This is a genomic window from Streptomyces sp. NPDC002926 (assembly GCF_053591755.1).
In genome coordinates, this window is record NZ_JBSFUK010000035.1 from 1 (window position 1) to 21,118 (window position 21,118).

17 protein-coding genes are annotated in these 21,118 nt (G+C 71.3%); 5 read left to right on the forward strand and 12 right to left on the reverse strand.

Annotated features, from left to right (window positions below):
• A partial coding sequence (locus ACWDZ6_RS29805) for an adenosylhomocysteinase (RefSeq protein ID WP_451505308.1) occupies positions 1-693 on the reverse strand: 693 nt, incomplete at its 3' end.
• Between the two features lie 443 nt (positions 694-1,136).
• On the opposite strand from ACWDZ6_RS29805, the gene ACWDZ6_RS29810 reads away from it, so the two are divergent.
• Positions 1,137-3,221: a fructose-specific PTS transporter subunit EIIC gene (locus ACWDZ6_RS29810; protein ID WP_451505332.1), complete on the forward strand. Its 2,085-nt coding sequence runs from the start codon at positions 1,137-1,139 to the stop codon at positions 3,219-3,221.
• Between the two features lie 67 nt (positions 3,222-3,288).
• Here the strand turns inward: ACWDZ6_RS29810 and ACWDZ6_RS29815 are convergent, their stop codons facing one another.
• The 7 genes from ACWDZ6_RS29815 to ACWDZ6_RS29845 form a co-directional block, all read right to left on the reverse strand.
• On the reverse strand, positions 3,289-4,266 hold the full coding sequence (locus tag ACWDZ6_RS29815) for a cation diffusion facilitator family transporter (RefSeq protein WP_366735832.1): 978 nt from the start codon (positions 4,264-4,266) through the stop codon (positions 3,289-3,291).
• A 99-nt stretch (positions 4,267-4,365) separates the two neighbouring features.
• A complete protein-coding gene (manA, locus tag ACWDZ6_RS29820; RefSeq protein WP_451505309.1) occupies positions 4,366-5,601 on the reverse strand; it encodes a mannose-6-phosphate isomerase, class I in 1,236 nt (411 codons plus the stop codon).
• Positions 5,602-5,729: 128 nt separating this feature from the next.
• On the reverse strand, positions 5,730-6,866 hold the full coding sequence (locus ACWDZ6_RS29825; protein WP_451505310.1) for an SIS domain-containing protein: 1,137 nt from the start codon (positions 6,864-6,866) through the stop codon (positions 5,730-5,732).
• 173 nt (positions 6,867-7,039) lie between these two features.
• Positions 7,040-7,222: a Trm112 family protein gene (locus ACWDZ6_RS29830; RefSeq protein ID WP_366735829.1), complete on the reverse strand. Its 183-nt coding sequence runs from the start codon at positions 7,220-7,222 to the stop codon at positions 7,040-7,042.
• Between the two features lie 559 nt (positions 7,223-7,781).
• A complete protein-coding gene (locus ACWDZ6_RS29835; protein ID WP_451505311.1) occupies positions 7,782-9,146 on the reverse strand; it encodes a phosphomannomutase/phosphoglucomutase in 1,365 nt (454 codons plus the stop codon).
• A 50-nt stretch (positions 9,147-9,196) separates the two neighbouring features.
• Entirely contained in the window at positions 9,197-9,466 is a 270-nt protein-coding gene (locus ACWDZ6_RS29840; protein WP_451505312.1) for a hypothetical protein, read from the reverse strand.
• Positions 9,467-9,505: 39 nt separating this feature from the next.
• A complete protein-coding gene (locus ACWDZ6_RS29845) occupies positions 9,506-9,934 on the reverse strand; it encodes a DUF3499 domain-containing protein (protein ID WP_451505313.1) in 429 nt (142 codons plus the stop codon).
• Positions 9,935-10,208: 274 nt separating this feature from the next.
• On the opposite strand from ACWDZ6_RS29845, the gene ACWDZ6_RS29850 reads away from it, so the two are divergent.
• Positions 10,209-10,637, forward strand: coding sequence for a metallopeptidase family protein (locus ACWDZ6_RS29850; protein WP_366735826.1), 429 nt, complete (start codon positions 10,209-10,211; stop codon positions 10,635-10,637).
• 65 nt (positions 10,638-10,702) lie between these two features.
• On the opposite strand, the gene ACWDZ6_RS29855 is transcribed toward ACWDZ6_RS29850, so the two are convergent.
• The 3 genes from ACWDZ6_RS29855 to ACWDZ6_RS29865 form a co-directional block, all read right to left on the reverse strand.
• Positions 10,703-12,292, reverse strand: coding sequence for a DUF5719 family protein (locus tag ACWDZ6_RS29855; RefSeq protein WP_451505314.1), 1,590 nt, complete (start codon positions 12,290-12,292; stop codon positions 10,703-10,705).
• Positions 12,289-16,008 carry a glycosyltransferase gene (locus ACWDZ6_RS29860; protein ID WP_451505315.1) on the reverse strand — a complete coding sequence of 1,240 codons (3,720 nt, stop codon included), beginning with the start codon at positions 16,006-16,008 and terminating at the stop codon, positions 12,289-12,291. The genes ACWDZ6_RS29855 and ACWDZ6_RS29860 overlap by 4 nt, the downstream gene beginning before the upstream one ends.
• A gap of 237 nt (positions 16,009-16,245) precedes the next feature.
• Positions 16,246-16,509: a WhiB family transcriptional regulator gene (locus ACWDZ6_RS29865; protein ID WP_326650296.1), complete on the reverse strand. Its 264-nt coding sequence runs from the start codon at positions 16,507-16,509 to the stop codon at positions 16,246-16,248.
• Positions 16,510-17,192: 683 nt separating this feature from the next.
• Between ACWDZ6_RS29865 and ACWDZ6_RS29870 the strand changes: the two genes are divergently transcribed.
• The 3 genes from ACWDZ6_RS29870 (at position 17,193) to ACWDZ6_RS29880 (ending at position 20,084) form a co-directional block, all read left to right on the forward strand.
• Positions 17,193-17,717 carry a cysteine dioxygenase gene (locus ACWDZ6_RS29870; RefSeq protein WP_451505316.1) on the forward strand — a complete coding sequence of 175 codons (525 nt, stop codon included), beginning with the start codon at positions 17,193-17,195 and terminating at the stop codon, positions 17,715-17,717.
• Between the two features lie 91 nt (positions 17,718-17,808).
• Positions 17,809-18,789, forward strand: a complete 981-nt coding sequence (cofD, locus tag ACWDZ6_RS29875) for a 2-phospho-L-lactate transferase (protein ID WP_451505317.1) — start codon at positions 17,809-17,811, stop codon at positions 18,787-18,789.
• Positions 18,786-20,084, forward strand: a complete 1,299-nt coding sequence (locus tag ACWDZ6_RS29880) for a coenzyme F420-0:L-glutamate ligase (RefSeq protein ID WP_451505318.1) — start codon at positions 18,786-18,788, stop codon at positions 20,082-20,084. The genes cofD and ACWDZ6_RS29880 overlap by 4 nt, the downstream gene beginning before the upstream one ends.
• Here ACWDZ6_RS29880 and ACWDZ6_RS29885 read toward each other — a convergent pair whose 3' ends face one another.
• On the reverse strand, positions 20,085-21,089 hold the full coding sequence (locus tag ACWDZ6_RS29885) for a DNA-3-methyladenine glycosylase family protein (protein ID WP_451505319.1): 1,005 nt from the start codon (positions 21,087-21,089) through the stop codon (positions 20,085-20,087).
• Positions 21,090-21,118 lie beyond the last annotated feature (29 nt).

The following is a 21,118-nucleotide window of genomic DNA, read 5'->3' on the forward strand; positions in this document are numbered from 1 at the left end:
ATTGATCGCCGGGAAAAGCAGAGTGCCATCCCGGTGCATCTCGTACAGACGGTGCACACCCGTCGTCGTCTCCTCCGTCACACCACGAATCTCGGACGCCAGCTGCGTCCACTTCTGCGGCGCCTCCGTGAGGGTGCGGTTGAGGAGGGTCAGGATCTGCGCGTACTCCTCGCTGTCCGCGGTCGAGGGGTCCGGTGCGGCGCCGGCCTTCTCGAACTCCACGCCCTTGTGGAGCAGGAGGGTCGCGTCACCGCCGTCGTCGAGGATCATGTTCGGGCCGCCGGTGGGCGTGTTAGGCCAGGTCAGCGCCTGCTCCGTGCACCACCAGTACTCCTCCAGCGTCTCCCCCTTCCACGCGAACACCGGAATACCGGCCGGGGCCTGCGGGGTGCCGGTCGGGCCGACCGCGATCGCCGCGGCCGCGTGGTCCTGGGTGGAGAAGATGTTGCATGACGCCCAGCGGACCTCGGCGCCCAGAGCGGCCAGGGTCTCGATCAGCACCGCCGTCTGCACCGTCATGTGCAGCGAACCGGTGATCCGGGCACCCGCCAACGGCTGGGCGGCGGCGTACTCCCTGCGGATCGACATCAGACCGGGCATCTCATGCTCGGCGAGAGTGATCTCCTTGCGGCCGAACTCGGCGAGGGATAGGTCGGCGACCTTGAAGTCCTGGGCAGTGGTGACAGTCGACATGCGAGCTGCTCCTCGTGGTGTGGGTCGAGGGTGGGTACGGCTGGCTCTGCGGCGGCCATGGGCATACGAATGCCCGGGCGCCCGCAGCGCAGTTCGTCGGAGGCCCTCTCTCCCTCGGCCGGTCCGTGAAACGGAACCGCCCGACCGCCATCAGCAGCGACGTCTGACTCTGGTCACGAATCTACACCGATCGGCCCAGCGGACCCCAGCCCGCCCGGGCCGGGATCCGGACATGTTCGAGGTCCGGCTCTCCTGCCTGGTGAAAGCCTTCCGGCTTTTGCGTTCGCTCTCAGGTGTTGCACGATGCCGCGTGGATCGGGAACATCTGCACGATCTGCGCAGCGAAGCGTTAGGAGAACCACGTGACCAGTACGGCAAGTGGGCAGCGGAAGTTGAGGCTGCTCGCGGTGACCGCCTGTCCGACCGGCATCGCCCATACCTATATGGCGGCGGAGAAGCTGGCCCAGGCCGCGGAGGCGCTCGGCATCGAGATGAAGGTGGAGACTCAAGGCTCCATCGGGGCCGAAAATGTCCTCTCTGACAACGATGTCAGAGAGGCTGACGGCATCATCATCGCGGCCGACAAGGACGTGGACCGCAGCCGGTTCGTGGGGAAGAAGGTGCTGGCCGCCGGGGTCGCCGAGGGCATCCATCACCCCGAGCGGCTGATCGAGCAGGTGCAGCACGCTCCCGTGCACCAGGCCGGCGGCGGAGGCGGGGCACCGCGGGACGGCGCGGGCGGGAGCGGGGGCGCAGGCGGGGGCGGGGGCGGAAAAGAGCGCAGCGTTGTCTACAAGGCGCTGATGAACGGCGTTTCGTACATGATCCCGTTCGTGGTGGTGGGCGGTCTGCTGATCGCCATCTCGCTGGCGTTGGGGGGTCACGCGACGCCCGAGGGTTACATCATCCCGAAGGACTCCTTCTGGCTGGACGTGAACAACATCGGCGTCGTCGGCTTCACGCTGATGATCCCGGTCCTCTCCGGCTACATCGCGTACGCCATAGGCGACCGGCCCGCGCTCGTGCCGGGCATGATCGGCGGCTGGATTGCCGCGCACGGCGAGCTCTACGGCTCGCCGAAGGCGGGCGCGGGCTTCATCGGTGCGATCGTCACCGGCTTCCTGGCCGGCTATCTGGTGTTGTGGATCAAGAAGGTCAAGGTTCCGAAGTTCGTCCGGCCGATCATGCCGATCATCGTGATCCCGATCGTCGCGACCACGGTGCTGGGGCTCTTCTTCATCAACGTCATCGGCAAGCCGATCGCGTGGGTCTTCACACATCTGACCGACTGGCTCGGCGGGATGACCGGAACCAGTGCGATTCTGCTGGGCGCCATTCTGGGGCTCATGATCGCGTTCGATATGGGCGGGCCGGTCAACAAGACCGCGTTCCTGTTCGGCGCCGGGCTGATCGCCACCGGCAACCAGACCGTCATGGGTATGTGCGCCGCCGCGATTCCGGTCATGCCGCTCGGGCAGGGGCTCGCCACGCTGATCCGGCGGCGGCTCTACTCGGAGCAGGAGCGGGAAACGGGTATGGCCGCGCTCTTCATGGGGATGTTCGGGATTTCGGAGGGTGCGATTCCGTTCGCGGCGGCCAGGCCGGCCCAGGTCATTCCGGCGAACATGCTCGGTGGTGCGGTGGCGGGCGCGTTCGCCGGTCTGGCGGGCGTGGAGGACGCGGTTCCGCACGGGGGGCCGATCGTGGCCGTGCTCGGTGCGGTGGGCGGGGTGCCCATGTTCTTCCTGGCGGTCGCGATCGGCACCGTCGTCACCGCGATCACCACGAATGCCCTGATCGGCGTCAAGGAGCGGAGGACCCGCGGCGGCGGTGCGGCGGCGCCCGTGAACCTGGGCCTGGGTGTGGGCGTGGGCGTGGGTGCGCTGGTGCCCGAGCCGGCGCTTGTCGGGGTGGGTGCCGGGGGCGTACGGACCGAGACCACGCTCACGTCCCCGCCGCCTGCGGCCGAACCGGCTGAGCAGGACGAACCCGCCGAACCGGCCGCGCAGACCGAGCAGACCGCGCAGACGGCGCAGACCGCGTACACCGAACCGGCAGAACGGGCCGAGGACGATGTGCTGTCCGGATATCTGACATCGCAGACCGTCAAGGTCCAACTGGCGGCCGGCAGCAAGGAAGACGCCATCCGCGAGATGGCCGCGATGCTCGCCCGCACCGGCAAGGTCGCCGATCCCGACGCGCTCGTGGCGGCTGCCTTCGCCCGCGAGGACCAGGGCACCACCGGGCTCGGCGAGGAGATCGCCGTCCCGCACGCCAAGACTGATGCGGTCACCGCGCCGATCGTCGGGTTCGCGCGGTCGGCGGAGGGCGTGGAGTGGGGTTCGCTCGACGGTACGAAGGCCAAGCTGATCTTCATGATCACGGTGCCGGAGGCGGCCGCCGGTGATGAACACCTGCGGATCCTGGCTCTGCTGTCGCGCAAGCTCATGGACACCGGCTTCCGGGAGCGGCTGACCGCCGCGCCCGACGAGACGGCGATCCTCGGTGTGCTGCGCGAGATCCAGTAGCCCGTACAGAAGACGAAAGGGCCCCGCGCGAACGATGCGCGGGGCCCGAGCCGTTGCCAACGGGAGATCAGTGCGCGGTCTCCGGGCCCGAGCCGCCCGGGGCCTTGGCCGGGTTGACGCCCGCCGCGGCCGCCGCCTCGCTGTAGATGTCCGGCTCCAGGTAGATCACTCGGGCGATCGGGACCGCGTTACGGATGCGGTCCTCGGCGGCATTGATCGCGTCGGCGACCTCGGAGGCCGTGTCGTCGTGCTTGACCGCGATCTTCGCCGCGACCAGCAGTTCCTCCGGGCCGAGGTGGAGCGTACGCATGTGAATGATGCCGGTGACCACATCACCGTCCACGATGGCCGCCTTGATCTTCTCGACATCGTCCGTACCGGCCGCCTCACCCAGCAGCAGGGACTTCGTCTCGGCCGCCAGGACCAGCGCGATCACGATGAGCAGGATGCCGATGCAGAGGGTGCCGATGCCGTCCCAGACGCCGTTGCCCGTACCCAGGGCGAGGCCCACGCCGATGAGCGCCAGGACCAGACCGACCAGCGCGCCCAGGTCCTCCAGGAGGACGACCGGAAGCTCCGGGGCCTTGGCGCGGCGGACGAATTCGGTCCACGAGTGAGTGCCGCGTGTCTCGTTGGACTCCTTGATCGCGGTACGGAAGGAGAAGGACTCGGCGATGATCGCGAAGACGAGGACGCCGATCGGCCAGTACCAGGCCTCGATCTCGTGCGGGTGCTTGATCTTCTCGTAGCCCTCGTAGATCGCGAACATGCCGCCGACCGAGAAGAGCACGATGGAGACGAGGAAGGCGTAGATGTAGCGCTCACGGCCGTAGCCGAAGGGGTGTTGCGGGGTCGCCTCGCGCTTGGCCTTCTTGCCGCCGAGGAGCAGCAGCCCCTGGTTTCCGGAGTCCGCGAGCGAGTGCACGCTCTCCGCGAGCATCGACGACGAGCCGCTGAAGAGGAACGCAACGAACTTCGCTACCGCGATTGCGAGGTTGGCGCCCAGTGCCGCCACGATCGCCTTTGTTCCGCCTGACGCGCTCATGTGTGCCGGATGTCCCTTCGTACTTGCCTCGGTCGCCGCCCTGGCTTTGCCCGGTCTTTGCGATGCGCCATTGTTGCAGCCCTCGAAAATGGCGCCGCGTCAGGCCACCACAGTGGCTCGGAACACGGTGCCGGAACCGGATCCCGTGCCGGAGATCTCCGTCTTGTCCCCCGCCGGGACAAAGGCCGCCTCGCCGGCGGCGAGGGTCAGCTCACCGGCCGTCGTACTGCCGGCAGTCGCGCTTCTCTCGGTCACGCTCCCCCCAGGCACGCCAGCCACCGTCACGCTGCCCGCCGTGCAGAGCAGGATCTGTGGGGTGGGGGCGGTGAGATCGCGGGGCGCCGCGCCCGGGGCCAGTGCGTAGCGGGAGAGCCGGAACTCCTCGATCGGGGTTTCGTAGACCTCCTCGCCCGAGGGCGAGGCCTCCGGACGCAGAACGCCCGGCTCGGTGGCCTCGAAGCGGACGATGCGCAGCAGTTCGGGAACGTCCACATGCTTGGGAGTGAGTCCGCAGCGCAGAACATTGTCGGAGTTGGCCATGATCTCGACGCCGAGGCCGCCCAGATACGCGTGCGGGACGCCGGCGCCGAGGAACATGGCCTCGCCGGGCTGCAGCTGGACGTAGTTGAGCAGCATGGCAGCGATGACGCCCGGGTCGCCGGGGAAGTGGTGTGCGATCGCGGCGTACGGGGCGTAGGCGCCGCCGAGGTGTTCCGCGGCGGCCGCCGCTTCGGTGACGGTGGCGGCCATCTCGGCCGGGTCGGCGCTCAGGACGGCGGTCAGTACCTCGCGGAGCGCGGCCTCTTCCGGGTGGGCGTGGAGGAGATCGACGTACGGCTTGAGCGAGTCCACCTCGAGTCCCGCGAGGAGATCGGCGGTCTCGACGGGCGCACGGAATCCGCACAGGCCGTCGAAGGGCGTGAGCGCGCAGATCAATTCGGGCTTGTGGTTGGTGTCCTTGTAGTTGCGGTGCGGGGCATCGATCGGGACGCCCGCGCTCTCCTCGGCGGCGTAGCCCTCCTTCGCCTGCGCGAGGTCCGGGTGGACCTGGAGTGAGAGAGGGGCGCCGGCCGCGAGGATCTTGAGGAGGAAGGGGAGGCGCGGTCCGAATTTCGCTACGGCCGCGGAGCCGAGTTCGCGTACCGGATCGGCGTCGATGACGTCGGGCAGCGGCTGGCCCGTTGTGCTGCGGGTGACGCGGGAAGGCGCTCCCGGGTGAGCGCCCATCCACATCTCGGCCTGCGGCTCGCCGGTGGGGGCAACGCCGAGCAGGTCCGGGATGGCGGTCGTGGAGCCCCAGGCGTAGGGGCGCACGGTGTTGGAGAGGCGGTCCATGTTCTTCCTTGAGTTCGCGGTACTCGTCTTCTCAGGTGCTCGTGACCCGTGTTCTCAGGTGCCGGGGTTCTCTGGTGCCCCGGGTTCTCTGGTGCCCCGGTATCCGGGTATTGCCGCACTCGGGTTTCTCAGGCCTGAGCGCCCGAGGCCGTCAGGGCGAGGTAGACAGCCGCGAAGTCGGTGACGGCGAGGAGCTCGGCGATCGACTCCAGCTCGGTGCCCCCATCCGGTTCGAGTTCGCTGATCGGGGTGTCGTGGCCGAGCGCCAGTTCGCGGGCGGCGGGCGCGGCGGTGAGGCCGCCGATGGGCCGGTCGCGCAGAAGTACGACGCGGGCGCGCAGGGCCTGCTGCTCCTCGACGCGGTCGCGGAAGAAGTCCTCCGGGTCGGCGCCTGCCGCGAGCGCGCCCGCGAGGAGCACTCCGTGGGCGGGGAGCGCCTCGGGGAGTTCCGCGACCAGTGCGGGGCGGCCGGCCAGCTCGGCCACTACGGCGGCGAAGCGGCGGCCCGCGGGGGCGGCGCCGGCGCCCTCCGTCCAGATGAGCGGGAGGCTGTCGGCGAGCTCGGCAGCGAGCGTCTTGGCGGGATTGCTGTACGTCGCGATGGCCGGGCCGCACCGTTCGGCGGTGGCGTCGAGACGGTCGGCCACCTTGGCGAGGGTTTCCGGAGGCGCCTCGAGTACGCCGACGCGGTCGAGAAGCGCGAGGAGCGGAGTGAACAGCGCCCACAGCGCGCCGGGGCTCGCGGCCAGGGTCTCCTCGTACATCTCGTGCGGGGCGTTGGCCATGGGGACGACCATGCCGTGCGTACCGTCGACCGCCTCGGAGAGCGGGGAGCGCTCGGGAGCCACTGCCACGACGGTGCAGCCGCGGCGATACGCCTGCTCGGCCAGAAGGGCCAGGCCGGGTTCGCTGCCGTCGATGGTCGTGATGAGGAGCAGGTCCAGGGAGCCGGCCCAGCCGGGCAGCGCCCAGCGCAGGGCGCCAGCGGCCGGAGCCACGCCGGTGGGGGCGAGCCGGGCGACGGGAGCGGTGGCGCCGGCGAGCGAGCTGACCAGGTCGGCGACGCCGGTGGCGGCAGTTCCGGAGCCCGCGATGAGTACGGCCCGGGGGCGGCCCTCGGGCTTGATCTCGGCGATACCTGCCTCGGCGGCGTGCCTGGCGGCGGTGCGTACCCGCGCCCCGGCCTCGGCGGCCCCTCGTAGGAGACCTCGGCGATCGGCTCGGGCCAAGGCATCCGGGGCATCGAGGAGCGACTCGTCGAGCATGGGGGTGGGCCTCCGATCGCCGTGCGCGTGCGAGGGGATTTGGTTGTTGTGCGGTTATTTCGCTGTGGTGCGGTTCGGCTGTGGTGCGGTTCGTACGGGGTGCGTTTGGTGCGGGGTGCGGGTTTGTGCGTGGTCCGGTGCGCGCGTGGGTCCCGGTGCGCGCGTGGTGCCGGTTACTCCGGGCGGCGTGCCTCGTCGACGAGGAGGACGGGGATGGCGTCCCGTACCGGGTAGGCCAGGCCGCAGTCCTTGCCGGTGCAGATCAGCTCGGGTGTGTCGGCTGCCGTGCGGTCGCTGAGCGGAGCGTGGCAGGCCGGGCAGGCGAGGATCTCCAGGAGGCCGGCTTCGAGCGGCATGTGTGGGGTGTCCTTTCGGGCATGTCGCATGTCGAAGACGCTTCGAACATGCGGTCGCGGTCATGCGGATTGAGCCACGTCAGCCTACCGCCGGGGGGCCGGGTGCGGCGCGTTCTGGGGTGGGTCGGTGCGGGGCACGGGGTGCGGGGCGTTCCGGATGGGCGGGGCGGGGGTGCCGGGTGCGGGTGGGGTTGGGCGGGTGCGGGTACGGGCGGTGCGGGTGGGGCCGCTGCGCGGGGCGTTCCCCTACCCGCCCCTTCCCGAAACCGGGGCTCCGCCCCGGGCCCGGGCGTTTCCCCACCCGCCCGCCCTTGAGATGTGGGGGGTACGGGGTGCCCCCACGCCCCCAGGGCAGCAGCTTCGCGCCGCCCGGCCATACGCCGGACCCCCGGAGCCCTTCGCGCCACCAGGCCAGACCCCCGGCCCCGCCGGTCCGGTCGCCCTTCGCGCCACCTGGCCGGACCCGGACGCCCGGCCAGACCCCCGGCCCCGGCCCCCACCAGCGCACACGTCCCACCATCGACATTCCCGTCCCACCGACCGGCGGGCTCCCTCAGGGTCAGGTAGCCCGGACCAGTGTCAGGACCTCGTCCCGTACCTTCGCCATCGTCGCCTCGTCCCGCGCCTCCACGTTCAGGCGCAACAGTGGCTCGGTGTTCGAAGGGCGGAGGTTGAACCACCAGTCCGCCGTCGCCACCGTCAGGCCGTCCAGTTCGTCGGTCGTCACGTCCTCGCGCGCTCCGAACGCCGTCTTCACCGCCGCCGTACGGCCCGCCTGGTCGTCGACGGTGGAGTTGATCTCCCCCGAGCCCGTGTACCTGTCGTACTCCGCGACCAGCGACGAGAGCGTGCCGTGCTGCGAGCCCAGCGCCGCCAGTACATGCAGCGCCGCCAGCATGCCGGTGTCCGCGTTCCAGAAGTCCCGGAAGTAGTAGTGCGCCGAGTGCTCGCCGCCGAAGATCGCTCCCGTACGGGCCATCTCCTCCTTGATGAAGGAGTGACCGACCCTCGTACGGGCCGGAGTGCCGCCGTTCTCGCGGACGACCTCCGGGACCGACCACGACGTGATCAGGTTGTGGATCACCGTGCCACCGGGGTGCTTGGCCAGCTCTCGCGCCGCCACCAGCGCCGTGATCACCGACGGTGAGATGCCCTCGCCGCGCTCGTCCACGACGAAGCAGCGGTCCGCGTCGCCGTCGAAGGCCAGGCCCAGGTCCGCGCCCTCGGACCGGACGCGGGCCTGGAGGTCGACGATGTTCCGCGGGTCCAGCGGGTTCGCCTCGTGGTTGGGGAAGGTGCCGTCCAGCTCGAAGTACATCGGTACGAGAGTGAGGGGCAGGGACGAGAAGACGGTCGGGACCGTGTGGCCGCCCATACCGTTGCCCGCGTCCACGACCACCTTCAGCGGACGCATCGCCGACAGGTCCACCAGGGACAGCAGATGCGCGGCGTAGTCCGTCAGCGTGTCCCGCTCGGTCACCGTGCCCGCCACCTCGGCCGCGGCCGGCGCGCCCTGTTCGGACCAGGATTCGACGAGCGCGCGGATGTCCGCGAGGCCCGTGTCCTGGCCCACCGGTGCGGCGCCCGCCCGGCACATCTTGATGCCGTTGTACTGCGCCGGGTTGTGCGAGGCGGTGAACATCGCGCCGGGCAGACCCAGCTCCCCCGAGGCGAAGTACAGCTGGTCCGTCGAGCACAGGCCGATCAGGGTGACATCCGCGCCGCGGGCCGCGGCCCCGCGCGCGAACGCCCCCGAAAGCCCTGGCGACGACGGCCGCATGTCATGGCCGACGACGATCGCGTCCGCGTCCGTCACCTGGACGAAGGCGGCCCCGAACAGTTCGGCCAGGGCCTCGTCCCACTGATCCGGCACCACCCCGCGGACGTCGTACGCCTTCACGATCTGCGACAGATCAGCAGTCACGGGCCAACCTTCCTGAAGTCTCTGCGGTCACATCAAACTACCCGCACAAACTAAGGCAGCGTCCGGCCCGGTACCGAGGCGCTCTGTCCCTTACGCCGGTGAGCACCACGGCCCGTACCGGCTCCGCGGCCGGCCCGCGCGTCCGGCACGGCGACCGGCGCCGCCGCGCCCACCAACGACGCTCGGAGGTCGACGAGTTGGGCCAGTACATGGGTGGCCACCGCGAACTGGGCTGCCGTGAAGGCGAATCCGCGGGCGAGCGCGGGCGCCCATGGGCCGAGCGCGACGGGCCTCGGCGGGCTCGGGTGAGGTATGGGCACTGCCGGAGGGGGAGGGGCGCGCTTCAGTGGCGCGAGGGCTCAGGAGTCCGGGGAACGCAGTACCCGCAGATGGCCGCGGCGCGCGACCTCCATCGGGTCCGCCGTCCGGCGGCCGTTCTGCGCGGCGGCCTCGGCGGTCCGTCCCTGCGGCCGGGCCGCTTCCCTTACGGCATTGGCGAGCGCCTCGAGATCGTCGCCACTGGGGCGGGAGGGGGCGGAGCCGTCGGTGAGCCGCACAACCTCCCAGCCGCGCGGTGCGGTCAGGCGCTCACTGTGTTCGGCACACAGGTCGTAGCAGTGGGGCTCGGCATACGTGGCGAGCGGGCCGAGGACCGCGGTCGAATCGGCATAGACGTACGTCAGTGTCGCGACGGCGGGGCGGCCGCACGCGGTGCGCGAACAGCGACGTACAGGGCTCACGACGTTGGACGGTACCGCACTCTTGAGCGGGCCGCGACGACTCTCCACCAGGTCACTCCACCGTGTCGTGCTGTGACGTCTGCCATAGACGCTGCTGGAGCAACTGCCCTGACCTGCACGGGAGGAGAAGTGCGCAGGCGACGACCGCCGGTGATGCGGTCATGACTTGGGGTAAATAAGGTCAATCACGATGAGATCGGCGATCGTGGGGAGGTACGCAATCGAGCCCAAGCTTGGCCGGAATGTTCAATAAGCGACATGCTCCGTCCCGGAGGCGCCGACCCGATCGCCGCAGGCCGGTGAGAGTTACCCTGCGTCAGTGATGGACAGTTCTGTGCCGCCCCGCCAGTCCGAACCACGGCCGCGTCGCCGCGACCGCCACGGCCGCGGGATGCGCGGGCCGGTCGCCCCGCCCCAGGTACCCCTCGCCGCCAGCCGGGCCGAGTCCTTCCGGGACCTGGTTCAGGACTCGGTGGAGCGGCTGGAGCGGCGGTGGCCACAGCTCGCCGACGTCGATTTCCTCGTACTGGACGTGCCGGGCGCGCCGGACGAGTCGGTGCCGCTGGGCAGCTCGGCTCCCGCGGACAAGGAACGGCGGGCGCAGATCGTGGTCTACCGGCGGCCCGTCGAGATCCGGACAAAGAATCGCGACGAGCGCGCGCTGCTGGTGCACGAGGTGGTCGTGGAGCAGGTGGCCGAGCTGCTGGGGCTGGCGCCGGAGTCGGTCGACCCGCGGTACGGCCAGGACTGACGAGATCGGCCGGCAGCGGTCGCTCCGCTGCCGGCCGATCTCGTCAGTCGTCCAGAACCGACACGTCAGTCGTCCAGAACCGACAGGTCCTGCTCCGCCTCCGGCACCGCCACCGTCCCCCGGTCGTCCGGCAGTGTCTGCACCGTGAACATCGGGATGCCGTCCTGCGGCAGCGTGAGCGTGCGTGAGGCGTGTACCGGGCCGCCCGACACCGTCTCGACGGTGAGCGCGTACGAGCCCTTGAGGCCGGCCGGCACCGGCGGGGCGACCGCCAGTGTCGTACCGGCCTTGACCGTGTACGTCTTGACGGCCTGAGTGCCGCCCTCCGTACCCGCCGAGGCGGTGACCTTGACCTGTGCGCCGCCGTCCGGCGCGGTCAGGGAGAGGATCGAGCCCTTGGCGCGGTTGTCGGCCGCGGTCGCCCGCTCCCCCACGGGTGCGGTCGCCGGGATGAAGGCGACCTCCTGCTTGTCGCCCTTGCCGCGCACGACGCGCAGCGCCGCCACCACCGGGGTCGTCTCACTGCTCTGCGCCGGGCTGAGGATCAGTGATCCGGCCTCGCCCTTGGTGACGTCCTTCAGGTCGACGGCCGTGGTCATGCCGGACTTGATGTGCAGCGTCTCGTGTCCGGCGGGGGTGATCCGGCCGGTCGCGCCCGCCAGCTGCACCTTCAGATCGGCGTCGTCGTCGCCGGGCGCGAAGGCCACCAGCTGGACCGAGGTGGCGTCCGCGGGGATGCCCGGCAGTACGGCGGTGTCCGACGGATCGGCCGAGGCCGCCAGCCAGTCGCTGCCCGTCTTGTCGTCGGCGGCCCGCACCACCGCGCCGACGCGGCCCGTGCGGGTGGTGACATGGACGGTCAGGTCCGCGGCGGGCTCGGCGGTCAGCGTGGAGAGCAGAACGGGGACGCTGGATCCGGCGGGGACCGGGATGCCCTCGGTCAGTGTGGTCTTGAGGGCGCCGTCCTTGCCGTACAGCTCGATGTCGGCGACGGCCGCCGTCGGGTCCGGGTTGGTGAGGTGGACGTAGTCCTGGCGGTTCTCGGCGGTGGAGGCACCCGGGAACCAGAAGTCGGTGTCCGGCGCGGTGCAGCTGACGCCGAGCACGCCGCGCGAGCCGCCCACGGGGACCGTGGTGGTCTGCTGAGCGGTCCAGCCGGGTGCGAGGCGGCCGGTGGCGGTGCCGACGAGGGCGGGGGCCTCGCCGCCGCCGGCCTTGGCGGCGACGGGCTTGCCAGGCTCCTTCAGCGCGAGCACCGCCTTGTCGGGCACCGGCTTCTTCGCGCCCGGCGCGGCACCGTCCTTCCCTGCTCCGCCCTTGGCCGTGGCCTTCTTCTTCGCTTCGTCCTTCTTGGGCGCGGTGCCGGGGTCGGCCAGGGTGGCGGCGGACGGCTTCAGTTCCGCCGCGCCGCCCTTCGCCGCGCCGTCCTTCGCGTCCGCGGTCTTCCCGGCCGGGGTGAACGACGTGTACGCGGTCTCCGCGATCTCCGAGCTGCTGGGCGCCGGGCAGAGCAGGCTGGAGCGTTCGACGGGCAGCCGCGCCGCGGCCTCGGCTTCTGCCGACGAGCCGCCGTCCGGTGCGGTGAGCGCGGCGAACCCGGTGATCGCTGCGAGTGCGACGGTGGTCGCGATCAGGGAGATGGTTGTGCGCTTCACTCTGACTCGCCTCGCGAAGTGTTGCCGGGATGCTGTTCGGTCTCGCTGCCGTCGGCGTAGGGCTGGCCGCCCTGCTGCCCGTAGCCGTAGGGGTCGTACTGGCCCTCCTGGTACTGCCCGTCCCCGTAGGTCGCGGCGTGGTACGGGTCGGCCTGGTACGGCTGCTGCTGGTACTGGTCCGCAGCGCCGTACTGCTGTCCATCGGTGTAGGGCTGTCCGTCGCCGTACTGCTCGGCGCCGTACTGGGCACCGCCCTGGTACTGCTCGTTGTTGTACGGGGCGGTGTACCCGGTGTCCGCGTACGACTGCGCGTCCCATTCGCCGTACTGCTGCTGGGGCACTGCCGCGTACTGCGTCGGCTGCTGCTCGGCCTGCTGTGCGGCGGGCCGGGCGTAGAGGTCCTGGTCCGGGTCGGCATAGCCCTGTACCTGCTCGGCCGTCCCCACCTCCGTCTCCGACTCGGCCTCTGCCTGCGCGCGCAGTCTGCGTGCCCTGCGGCCCTCGCCCTCCACCGGCTGGGCCGGTACGACGATCTCCTCCTCCGGCAGATCGTCGTCGATCTCCCGGCGCCGGCCCGGAAGCGCGAGCACCAGCAGCACCAGCGCCAGTGCGCCCTGGATCCAGATCCAGGCCGTGTGGGTGGCGGGGGCGTCGTACGTCAGGTCGAGCCGGCCGCCCTCGGCGGGCAGTTCGAAGCCCTGGGCCCAGCCGTCGACGGTGGTCTTCGGCAGTACGCGGCCGTCGACCGTGGCCTGCCAGCCTTCGTCGGCACTGTCCGCGATGCGCAGCACGCGTCCGGACGCGCCGGCCGGGATCTCGGCGTGGGCCTCGACCGGGTCGGCGGCGACGGGCAGGGGGTCGGTCTTGCCGGTGACGATGGTGGCCCGCGCGACCTGGCGGTCGACGCGCCACAGTGCGCTGCCGTCGAGCTGGCTGAGGCGGCTGAGGCCCGGGGTGGCGTCGAGGACGCGGCTGGTCTGGCGCGGCGCGCCGTCGCGTACGAGCACGTACCGGATCGCGAAGCCGCTGAGCTGGCTGGTCTGGTCGGCTCCGGAGCCCGCGACGAGGTTGGCGACGACCTTGTCGAGGCGGCCGTCGCTGCCGCCGGCCTCGGCCAGCTCGGCGTCGCCGAGGCGGCTGCCGGAGCCCCGTACGAGGGTGTACGAGACCTTGGCGGCGGAGGCGCCGCCGAGGACGAGGGTGCGGGGCTGGTCGCGGGTGTCACTCTCTTCGGCGACGAAGGCGGGCACCTGGACGGGGTCGCGTCGCTGCAGCGGTCCTGCGGCGCCGCTGAGCATCCAGTTGCCCGCGGCGAGGAGGGGGGCGATGCCGGCCGCGAGCGCGATGAGGGCCGCGACGGGCTGGCGCCAGCCGAAGTTCTGGGCGGCGACGCGGGAGCGGCCGCCTTCGGCGCCGAGGACGGCGGCGGCGAGCAGCGCGATGCCGTAGACGAGGGTGGCGGGTCCCGCCCAGCCGGAGCCGTTGGCGAGTGCCGCGAAGATCAGCGCGACGAGTGCGGCGGCCCAGGCGGTGCGGACGGCGAACTGCCGTTCGCCGCGCAGCAGCGCCGCGAGTGCGGCCACGACTATGCCGATGAGCAGGATTCCGCCCGCGGCCTTGGGGCCGCCGGGGCTCATGCCGAGGAGGTCGAGTGCGGAGGCCGATCCGGTGCCGAATTCGAGTCCGGCTTCATGGAAGAAGCCGGACGGGCCGGTGAGCAGGGTCAGCGACCAGGGCGCGAGTACGAGAAGCGGGGTACCGACGGCGGCCAGGAAGCGCAGCCCGTACGCCGTGATGTCGTCGCGTCGCAGCACGAGGACGCAGATGCCGAGGACGAGCGCGATCGGCCACACGATGGGCGTGAACGCCATCGTGAAGGTCAGCAGGAGGGCGTAGGCCCAGGTGGCGCGCCAGCTTCCGCGCCCGCCGCCGTGGCCGCAGCGCAGTCCGTGGGCGGCGACGGCGGCGCGTGCGATGAGGGGCAGCAGGATCGCGAGTACGGCGGTGCCGAGCCGTCCGGTGGCGAGTGCGCCGGTCGCCGCGGGCAGGAAGGCGTACGCGATGCTCGCCCAGGCCCGCAGCAGCCGGGACTCGACGATGGGGCGGGAGGCGAAGTAGGCGGTGAGTCCGGCGAGCGGGACCGAGCAGACGAGCAGCACGGTGAGTGCGAAGCCGGTGGAGCCGAGGAAGAGGGTGGAGAGGGCCGCGAGCACCGCGAGGTAGGGCGGTGCGGTCTGGGTGCCGCCGGTGCCGAGGGGGTGCCAGTTGTCGGCGTAGCGGGCCCAGAGGTCCCAGACGTCGGCGGGGGCGGGCAGCAGTGCGCCGCCCGCGAGGGCGCCGCCGCCGAAGAGTCCGCGGCAGGCGACGAGGGAGACGACGAGCAGGACGGCGAAGAGCACCGGTCCTGGCTTGCGCCCGATTTTCTTGAGGCGGGCGAACTGTTCGATCTCGAGGAAGTCCGCGTCGTCGCCGCCGGGGCCGGATTCGACGGCGCCGTGCCGGGAGCCGCCGGAGTCGGCGTCGGAGCCGCTGCCGAAGTGGCCCGCGACCTGTTCGGCGGTGGCGCGGAGGGTCGCGCCCGGCGGCGGGAAGAGGGGGCGCAGTTCGCCGGCCTCGACCGCTCGCCGAGAGCGCCTGCGGCGTCCGGCGATGATCCGTTCGGGCCGCAGCAGGGTGCCGAAGAGTCCCATGACTTCGTCGACGGCCTGGCCGGGGACTTTTCCGACGAGGTAGGCGAGGGTGCGCAGCAGGGTGCCGATGACGATGCGCAGGAGGACGTACGGGAGGGCGGCGCCGCGTGAGTTGGTGAGGAGGGTGTAGACGGCGCCGGCCTTGTCGACCCGGTGCGGGCTGGCGACGGAGCGTCCCGCGCAGTCGACGGTGCGGCGTTCGCGGGCGGCGGCTTCGGCGTGCCGCATGACCGCGTCGGGGGCGATGAGGACGCGGTGTCCCGCGGCGTGGGCGCGCCAGCAGATGTCGACGTCGTCGCGCATGAGGGGCAGTCGGCGGTCGAAGCCGCCGAGCTCTTCGAAGACGTCGCGGCGGATGAGCATGCCCGCGGAGGAGACGGAGAGGACGGAGCGGATCTGGTCGTGCTGTCCCTGGTCCTGTTCGCGCCGGTCGAGCCCGGTCCAGCGGCGTCCGCTGTTGGCGATGGAGACGCCTGCTTCGAGGAGCTGTTTGCGGTCGTACCAGCCGCGGAGTTTGGGTCCGATGATGGCGGCGTACTCGTCGGAATCGGCGACGCGCAGGAGTTCGGCGAGAGCGCCGGGCTCCGGTGCGCTGTCGTCGTGGAGGAGCCACAGCCATTGGACGGGTTCGCCGTGAGGCAGCTCGGGCAGGTCGTAGGCGTCGTCGCGCCAGCTCCTGCTGACCGGGTCCCAGCCGCTGGGCCGCTTCAGATAGGGCAGGTCGTCGGGGGTGAGTACGCCCGCGGTGCGGGCCGCTTCGTCGACGGCGGTGCCGAAGCCGGTGCGGCGGGCGAGGTGCAGTACGCGTTCGGGGCCGAGTGCTTCGGTGACCAGCCGGGCGGAGTCGTCGGCGCTGCCGGTGTCGGCGGCGACGACGTTCTGTACGGGGCGTTCCTGGCCGAGGAGTCCGGCGAGGGCGTCGGGGAGCCAGCGCGCACCGTCGTGGGAGACGAGCACGGCGGTGACGACATGCCGCGGGAACTCTGGCGGGTGTGCGGGAACAAACGCGGCTGTGGTGGGGGACATTGAGGTACGGGCCCTCCGGCCGGGGGGTCGCCCCGTAGGGGCGCTGGAGCATCTCGGACGGGGCCCCACACTAACGGTATGAAAAAGCGCTGCGGCGCGAAGCGACTCGTTGGGGGGTGGTGCGGGCGACGGGTGGCACAGAACAGTCCGCCGACTGCTGGGAGTGCGCAGGCGGCGGACCGTGGTTTACGTAGGGGCTTGTGGTGTTTGGTCGGGTCTCGGGTATCGGTTCGGTGTTCAGACGGCGGCCTTCTTCAGCCGGCGGCGTTCGCGTTCGGACAGGCCGCCCCAGATACCGAATCGCTCGTCGTTGGCGAGGGCGTACTCGAGACACTCGGGGCGGACCTCGCAGGCGAGGCAGACCTTCTTGGCCTCGCGGGTGGATCCGCCCTTCTCAGGGAAGAAGGACTCGGGATCGGTCTGGGCGCACAACGCGCGCTCCTGCCAGCCGAGTTCCTCGTCCGCGTCCTCGACCAGCAGTTGTTCGAACAGCTCGGTCATGTGCGCCCCTCGTCTGTTTTTGCGTCCCCGTGATGTTGCCGGTGTCGCTTTTCGGCCGAACGACACGAGTGAAATTACAAGTGTGGTGCTCCGAGCCAGTCAAGCCGAGATCTGCTATTGGGCCCGGTATTCACTCTGGGGAACCAAAGCTATGCGGAAAGTGTTCAAATCATGAAAAACCTGACACCGGTCAGCAGCCTGCCCCGCGCTCTCCCTCTCACACAGAGGAGACGTCGCAGGGTTCGATCTTGTTGCACATCGAGCCACTGAAGCGATCCGGATCACAGTCCGATCACGGGACCGCAACGGCGTTTGCGAGCGCGGTTGCTGCGCCATGTCTCCGCGGCAGCGACTGCACAAACCTTTCTCCGCACCCAGTAACCGGATGAGGTGAAACATTACCGCCAAATCGGTCATTGGGTTGACAGTATTGAACCCACCCGTCACCTTTGATTGCATGCCAGTGACCTCAGCGCTCTTCGCCACCCACATCCGTGGGTTCCGCAGCGCTGTCCAGGCGCGCTGTTGCTGTTCCAGCTGTTGATGCCTTAGCGCTCCAGCTTCACCACCGCGTACGGCTCATCTCCGTATGCACCGCATGTCCTGCGACACCCTCCCCCAAACTCCGTCCGGGGGACCCCAGCACTGCAACTCACGTTCTCTGCCGAGGAACCACCGCACCCATGAACAGCGACAGCGACCTCCAGATCGCCGGCGACATCCTCGCCGTACAGCACCTCCTCCAGCCCGCCCCCGAGCACCCGGCCACTGTCGCCGACTTCGTCGGCCTGGCCCGCTCCATCGCTGCCGACCGCGCGCAGTGGGCCCACCTCGTCCAGTACGACACCACCACCCGCTGGTACCACCGGCTGCGCACCGGCCCCGGCTACGAGGTGTGGCTGCTGTCCTGGGTCCCGGGCCAGGGCAGCGGACTGCACGACCACGGACTCTCCTCCGGTGTGCTGACCGTCCTCGACGGCGAGCTCACCGAGCGCACCGCGGAGACCTCCCGGTCCCTGTCGGCCGGCGCGCAGCGGGTGTTCGCGCCCGGCTATGTGCACGAGGTCGTCAATGATTCGTTCGAACCGGCCGTCAGCCTGCACATCTACTACCCGGGTCTGACCGAGATGCCGATGCACAGCGCCGGGGTCGCCCATGCGCAATGCCAGGGCCGCTCCCCGGCGGAACGGAAGGCCGTCCCCGCCTGACACCCCCGCCCTCCCCCGGCTACCGCGGGGAGGTGCTCCCGTCCCGGCCACCACCCTCATGGGACCAGGCTCCGCCTGACAGACTGTCCGCATGCGCATTGTGGTTCTGGCCGGCGGCATCGGCGGCGCCCGTTTCCTCCGCGGTCTCAAGCAGGCCGCGCCCGAAGCGGACGTCACGGTGATCGGCAACACCGGCGACGACATCCATCTGTTCGGACTGAAGGTCTGCCCCGACCTCGACACCGTGATGTACACCCTCGGCGGTGGCATCAACGAGGAGCAGGGCTGGGGGCGTACGGACGAGACCTTCCAGGTCAAGAGCGAGCTCGCCGCGTACGGCGTGGGACCCGAGTGGTTCGGCCTCGGCGACCGCGACTTCGCCACGCACATCGTCCGTACGCAGATGCTGGGCGCGGGCTATCCGCTCAGCGCCGTCACCGAGGCGCTCTGCGCGCGCTGGAACCCGGGCGTACGGCTGCTGCCGATGTCCGACGACCGTGTGGAGACGCATGTCGCCGTCACCGTGCCGGACAACGGCTCCGCCGGGGGGCCGGGCGAGCGCAAGGTCATCCACTTCCAGGAGTACTGGGTGAAGCTGCGGGCGTCCGTGGCCGCGGAGGCCGTCGTGCCCGTCGGCGCGGACCAGGCGAAGCCGGCGCCCGGGGTGCTGGAGGCGATCGCCGCCGCCGACGTCGTCATCTTCCCGCCGTCCAACCCCGTCGTCAGCGTCGGCACGATCCTGTCCGTTCCCGGGATCCGCGAGGCCATCGCCGAGGCGGGCGTCCCGGTCGTGGGCCTGTCCCCCATCGTCGGGGACGCGCCGGTGCGTGGCATGGCCGACAAGGTCCTGGCGGCGGTGGGCGTGGAGGCGACGGCCGCGGCCGTCGCCCAGCACTACGGCTCGGGGCTGCTCGACGGCTGGCTGGTCGACACGGTGGACGCGGGCGCGGTGGCGGAGGTCGAGGCGGCGGGGATCCGCTGCCGGGCCGTGCCGCTGCTGATGACGGATGTGGACGCGACCGCCGAGATGGCGCGTCAGGCGCTGGCGCTGGCCGAGGAAGTACGGGCGTGAACCCGCCCTCCTACCGGGTCTGGGCGCTGCCCGGTCTTGCGGAGGTCCGGCCGGGCGACGACCTCGCGAAGCTGATCACCGCCGCCTCGCCCGAGCTGGTGGACGGCGACGTACTGCTCGTCACGTCGAAGATCGTGAGCAAGGCGGAGGGGCGGATCGTCGAGGCGGCCGACCGCGAGGCGGCCATCGACGCGGAGACGGTACGGGTGGTGGCGCGGCGCGGCCCCCTGCGGATCGTCGAGAACCGGCAGGGCCTGGTGATGGCCGCGGCCGGCGTCGACGCCTCCAACACCCCTGCCGGAACAGTGCTGTTGCTGCCCGCCGATCCTGATGCCTCGGCGCGGGCGATCCGGGAGGGGCTGCGGGCATCGCTCGGGGTCGACGTCGGCGTGATCGTCACGGACACCTTCGGCCGGCCCTGGCGCAACGGTCTGACCGATGTCGCGATCGGCGCGGCGGGCGTGCGGGTGCTGGACGATCTGCGCGGCGGGGCCGATGCGCACGGCAATCCGCTGAGCGCGACCGTCGTCGCCACCGCGGACGAACTGGCCGCGGCGGGCGACCTGGTGAAGGGCAAGACGGAGGGGCTGCCGGTCGCGGTGGTGCGCGGTCTGCCGCATCTGGTGGCCGACGCGGCCGAGGGAGCGCGCGCGATGGTCCGGGTCGCGGCCGACGACATGTTCCGGCTGGGGACCTCGGAGGCGGTACGGGAGGCGGTCACCCAGCGCCGTACGGTGCGGGAGTTCACTCAGGAGCCGGTGGACGGCGGGGCGGTGCGCCGCGCCGTCGCTGCGGCAGTGACGGCTCCGGCACCGCATCACACGACGCCCTGGCGGTTCGTACTCCTCGAATCCGCTTCGGCGCGCACCGGGTTGCTCGACGCGATGCGGGACGCGTGGATCGCCGACCTGCGGCGCGACGGCAAGTCGGAGGAATCCATCGCCAGGCGGGTGCGGCGCGGGGACGTGCTGCGCAAGGCGCCGTATCTGGTCGTGCCGTGTCTGGTGATGGACGGCGCGCACCACTACGGGGATCCGCGGCGCGATGCCGCCGAGCGCGAGATGTTCGTGGTCGCGGCGGGCGCGGGCGTGCAGAACTTCCTGGTGGCGCTGGCGGGTGAACGGCTCGGCTCGGCATGGGTGTCGTCCACGATGTTCTGCCGCGAGGTCGTCCGGGACGTGCTGGGGCTGCCGGCCGGATGGGATCCGATGGGCGCGGTGGCGGTCGGGCATGCGGCCGGAGCGCCGAAGGAACGGCCGGCGCGGGAGGCTTCGGCCTTCATCGAGGTGCGCTAGCTACAGCTTGGAGATGTCGGTGCGGGGCATCTTGGGCACGCGGCGGGCCGGGGTGCGGCCGCTCAGCAGGATCAGGCGGGCGGCTCGGTGGCGCTGGCCTGCGTACGGGGCCAGGAGTTCGAGCATCGCCGCGTCGTCCGCGTCGCGGTCGCCCGCGAGCGCGTAACCGATGATGCCGGGCAGATGCAGATCGCCGACGGTGACGGCGTCGGGGGCGCCGTTGCTGCGCTGAACCGTTTCGGTGGAGGTCCAGGGGCCGATGCCGGAGATCAACTCCAGTCTTGCCTGGGCCTGTTGGGGCTCCATCGCCGCGGCCTCCTCCAGACGGCGGGCGACACGGACCGCGCGCAGGATCGTCGATGCGCGCTTGTTGTCGACGCCCGCACGGTGCCACTCCCAGGAAGGGATCAGCGCCCAGGTGCGGGGCTCGGGCATCACGCACATACGCGTTGCCGGGCCGGGTGCGGGCTCGCCGTACTTCCGTACGAGCAGCCGCCAGGCGCGGTACGCCTCGTCCGTGGTGACCTTCTGCTCCAGGATCGAGGGGATCAGCGATTCCAGGACCAGGCCGGTGCGGGTCAGGCGGAGGCCGGGGCGGCGGTGCTGGGACGCGGCGACGAGGCGGTGGCGCGGGGTGAAGGCGGCGGGGTCGTCCGCCTCGCCGAGCAGTGCGGGGAGGTGCTCGAGCAGCCAGTCGGCGCCGGGGCCCCAGGCCTCGGCCTCGGCGGCGCCGGCGCTCGCGTGCAGGGCGACGCGGAGGGTTCCGGGCCCGGCGGGCGTAAGGGTGGCACGCCAGACGGAGCCGTCCGGGGTGGTACGGAAGGTGGGGTCGCCGGGCCCGCGACGGAGCGGCCCGAGCACGATCCCGAGGTCGAGGGGCCCGGGGGGCGTCCAGCACCGCGTGCGGGAGCCGCCCCGCGTCTGCGCGGGGACGCCGGAGGGGACGGCGGTGTAGCCGCCTCGCACGGTGGTGCGGGTGGGGCGGGGGCTGAAGCGTCCTGCCACGGTCGGGGTCCTCGGGGATCGGGTGTCCT

Excerpts from the sequence above, each read along its gene's own strand:
- ACWDZ6_RS29810 (WP_451505332.1), top strand. The coding sequence starts at position 1,137 with ATGGCGGCGGAGAAGCTGGCCCAGGCCGCGGAGGCGCTCGGCATCGAG.
- ACWDZ6_RS29815 (WP_366735832.1), bottom strand. The coding sequence starts at position 4,266 with ATGAGCGCGTCAGGCGGAACAAAGGCGATCGTGGCGGCACTGGGCGCC.
- manA (WP_451505309.1), bottom strand. The coding sequence starts at position 5,601 with ATGGACCGCCTCTCCAACACCGTGCGCCCCTACGCCTGGGGCTCCACG.
- ACWDZ6_RS29825 (WP_451505310.1), bottom strand. The coding sequence starts at position 6,866 with ATGCTCGACGAGTCGCTCCTCGATGCCCCGGATGCCTTGGCCCGAGCC.
- ACWDZ6_RS29830 (WP_366735829.1), bottom strand. The coding sequence starts at position 7,222 with ATGCCGCTCGAAGCCGGCCTCCTGGAGATCCTCGCCTGCCCGGCCTGC.
- ACWDZ6_RS29850 (WP_366735826.1), top strand. The coding sequence starts at position 10,209 with ATGGACAGTTCTGTGCCGCCCCGCCAGTCCGAACCACGGCCGCGTCGC.
- ACWDZ6_RS29860 (WP_451505315.1), bottom strand. The coding sequence starts at position 16,008 with ATGTCCCCCACCACAGCCGCGTTTGTTCCCGCACACCCGCCAGAGTTC.
- ACWDZ6_RS29865 (WP_326650296.1), bottom strand. The coding sequence starts at position 16,509 with ATGACCGAGCTGTTCGAACAACTGCTGGTCGAGGACGCGGACGAGGAA.
- ACWDZ6_RS29870 (WP_451505316.1), top strand. The coding sequence starts at position 17,193 with ATGAACAGCGACAGCGACCTCCAGATCGCCGGCGACATCCTCGCCGTA.
- cofD (WP_451505317.1), top strand. The coding sequence starts at position 17,809 with ATGCGCATTGTGGTTCTGGCCGGCGGCATCGGCGGCGCCCGTTTCCTC.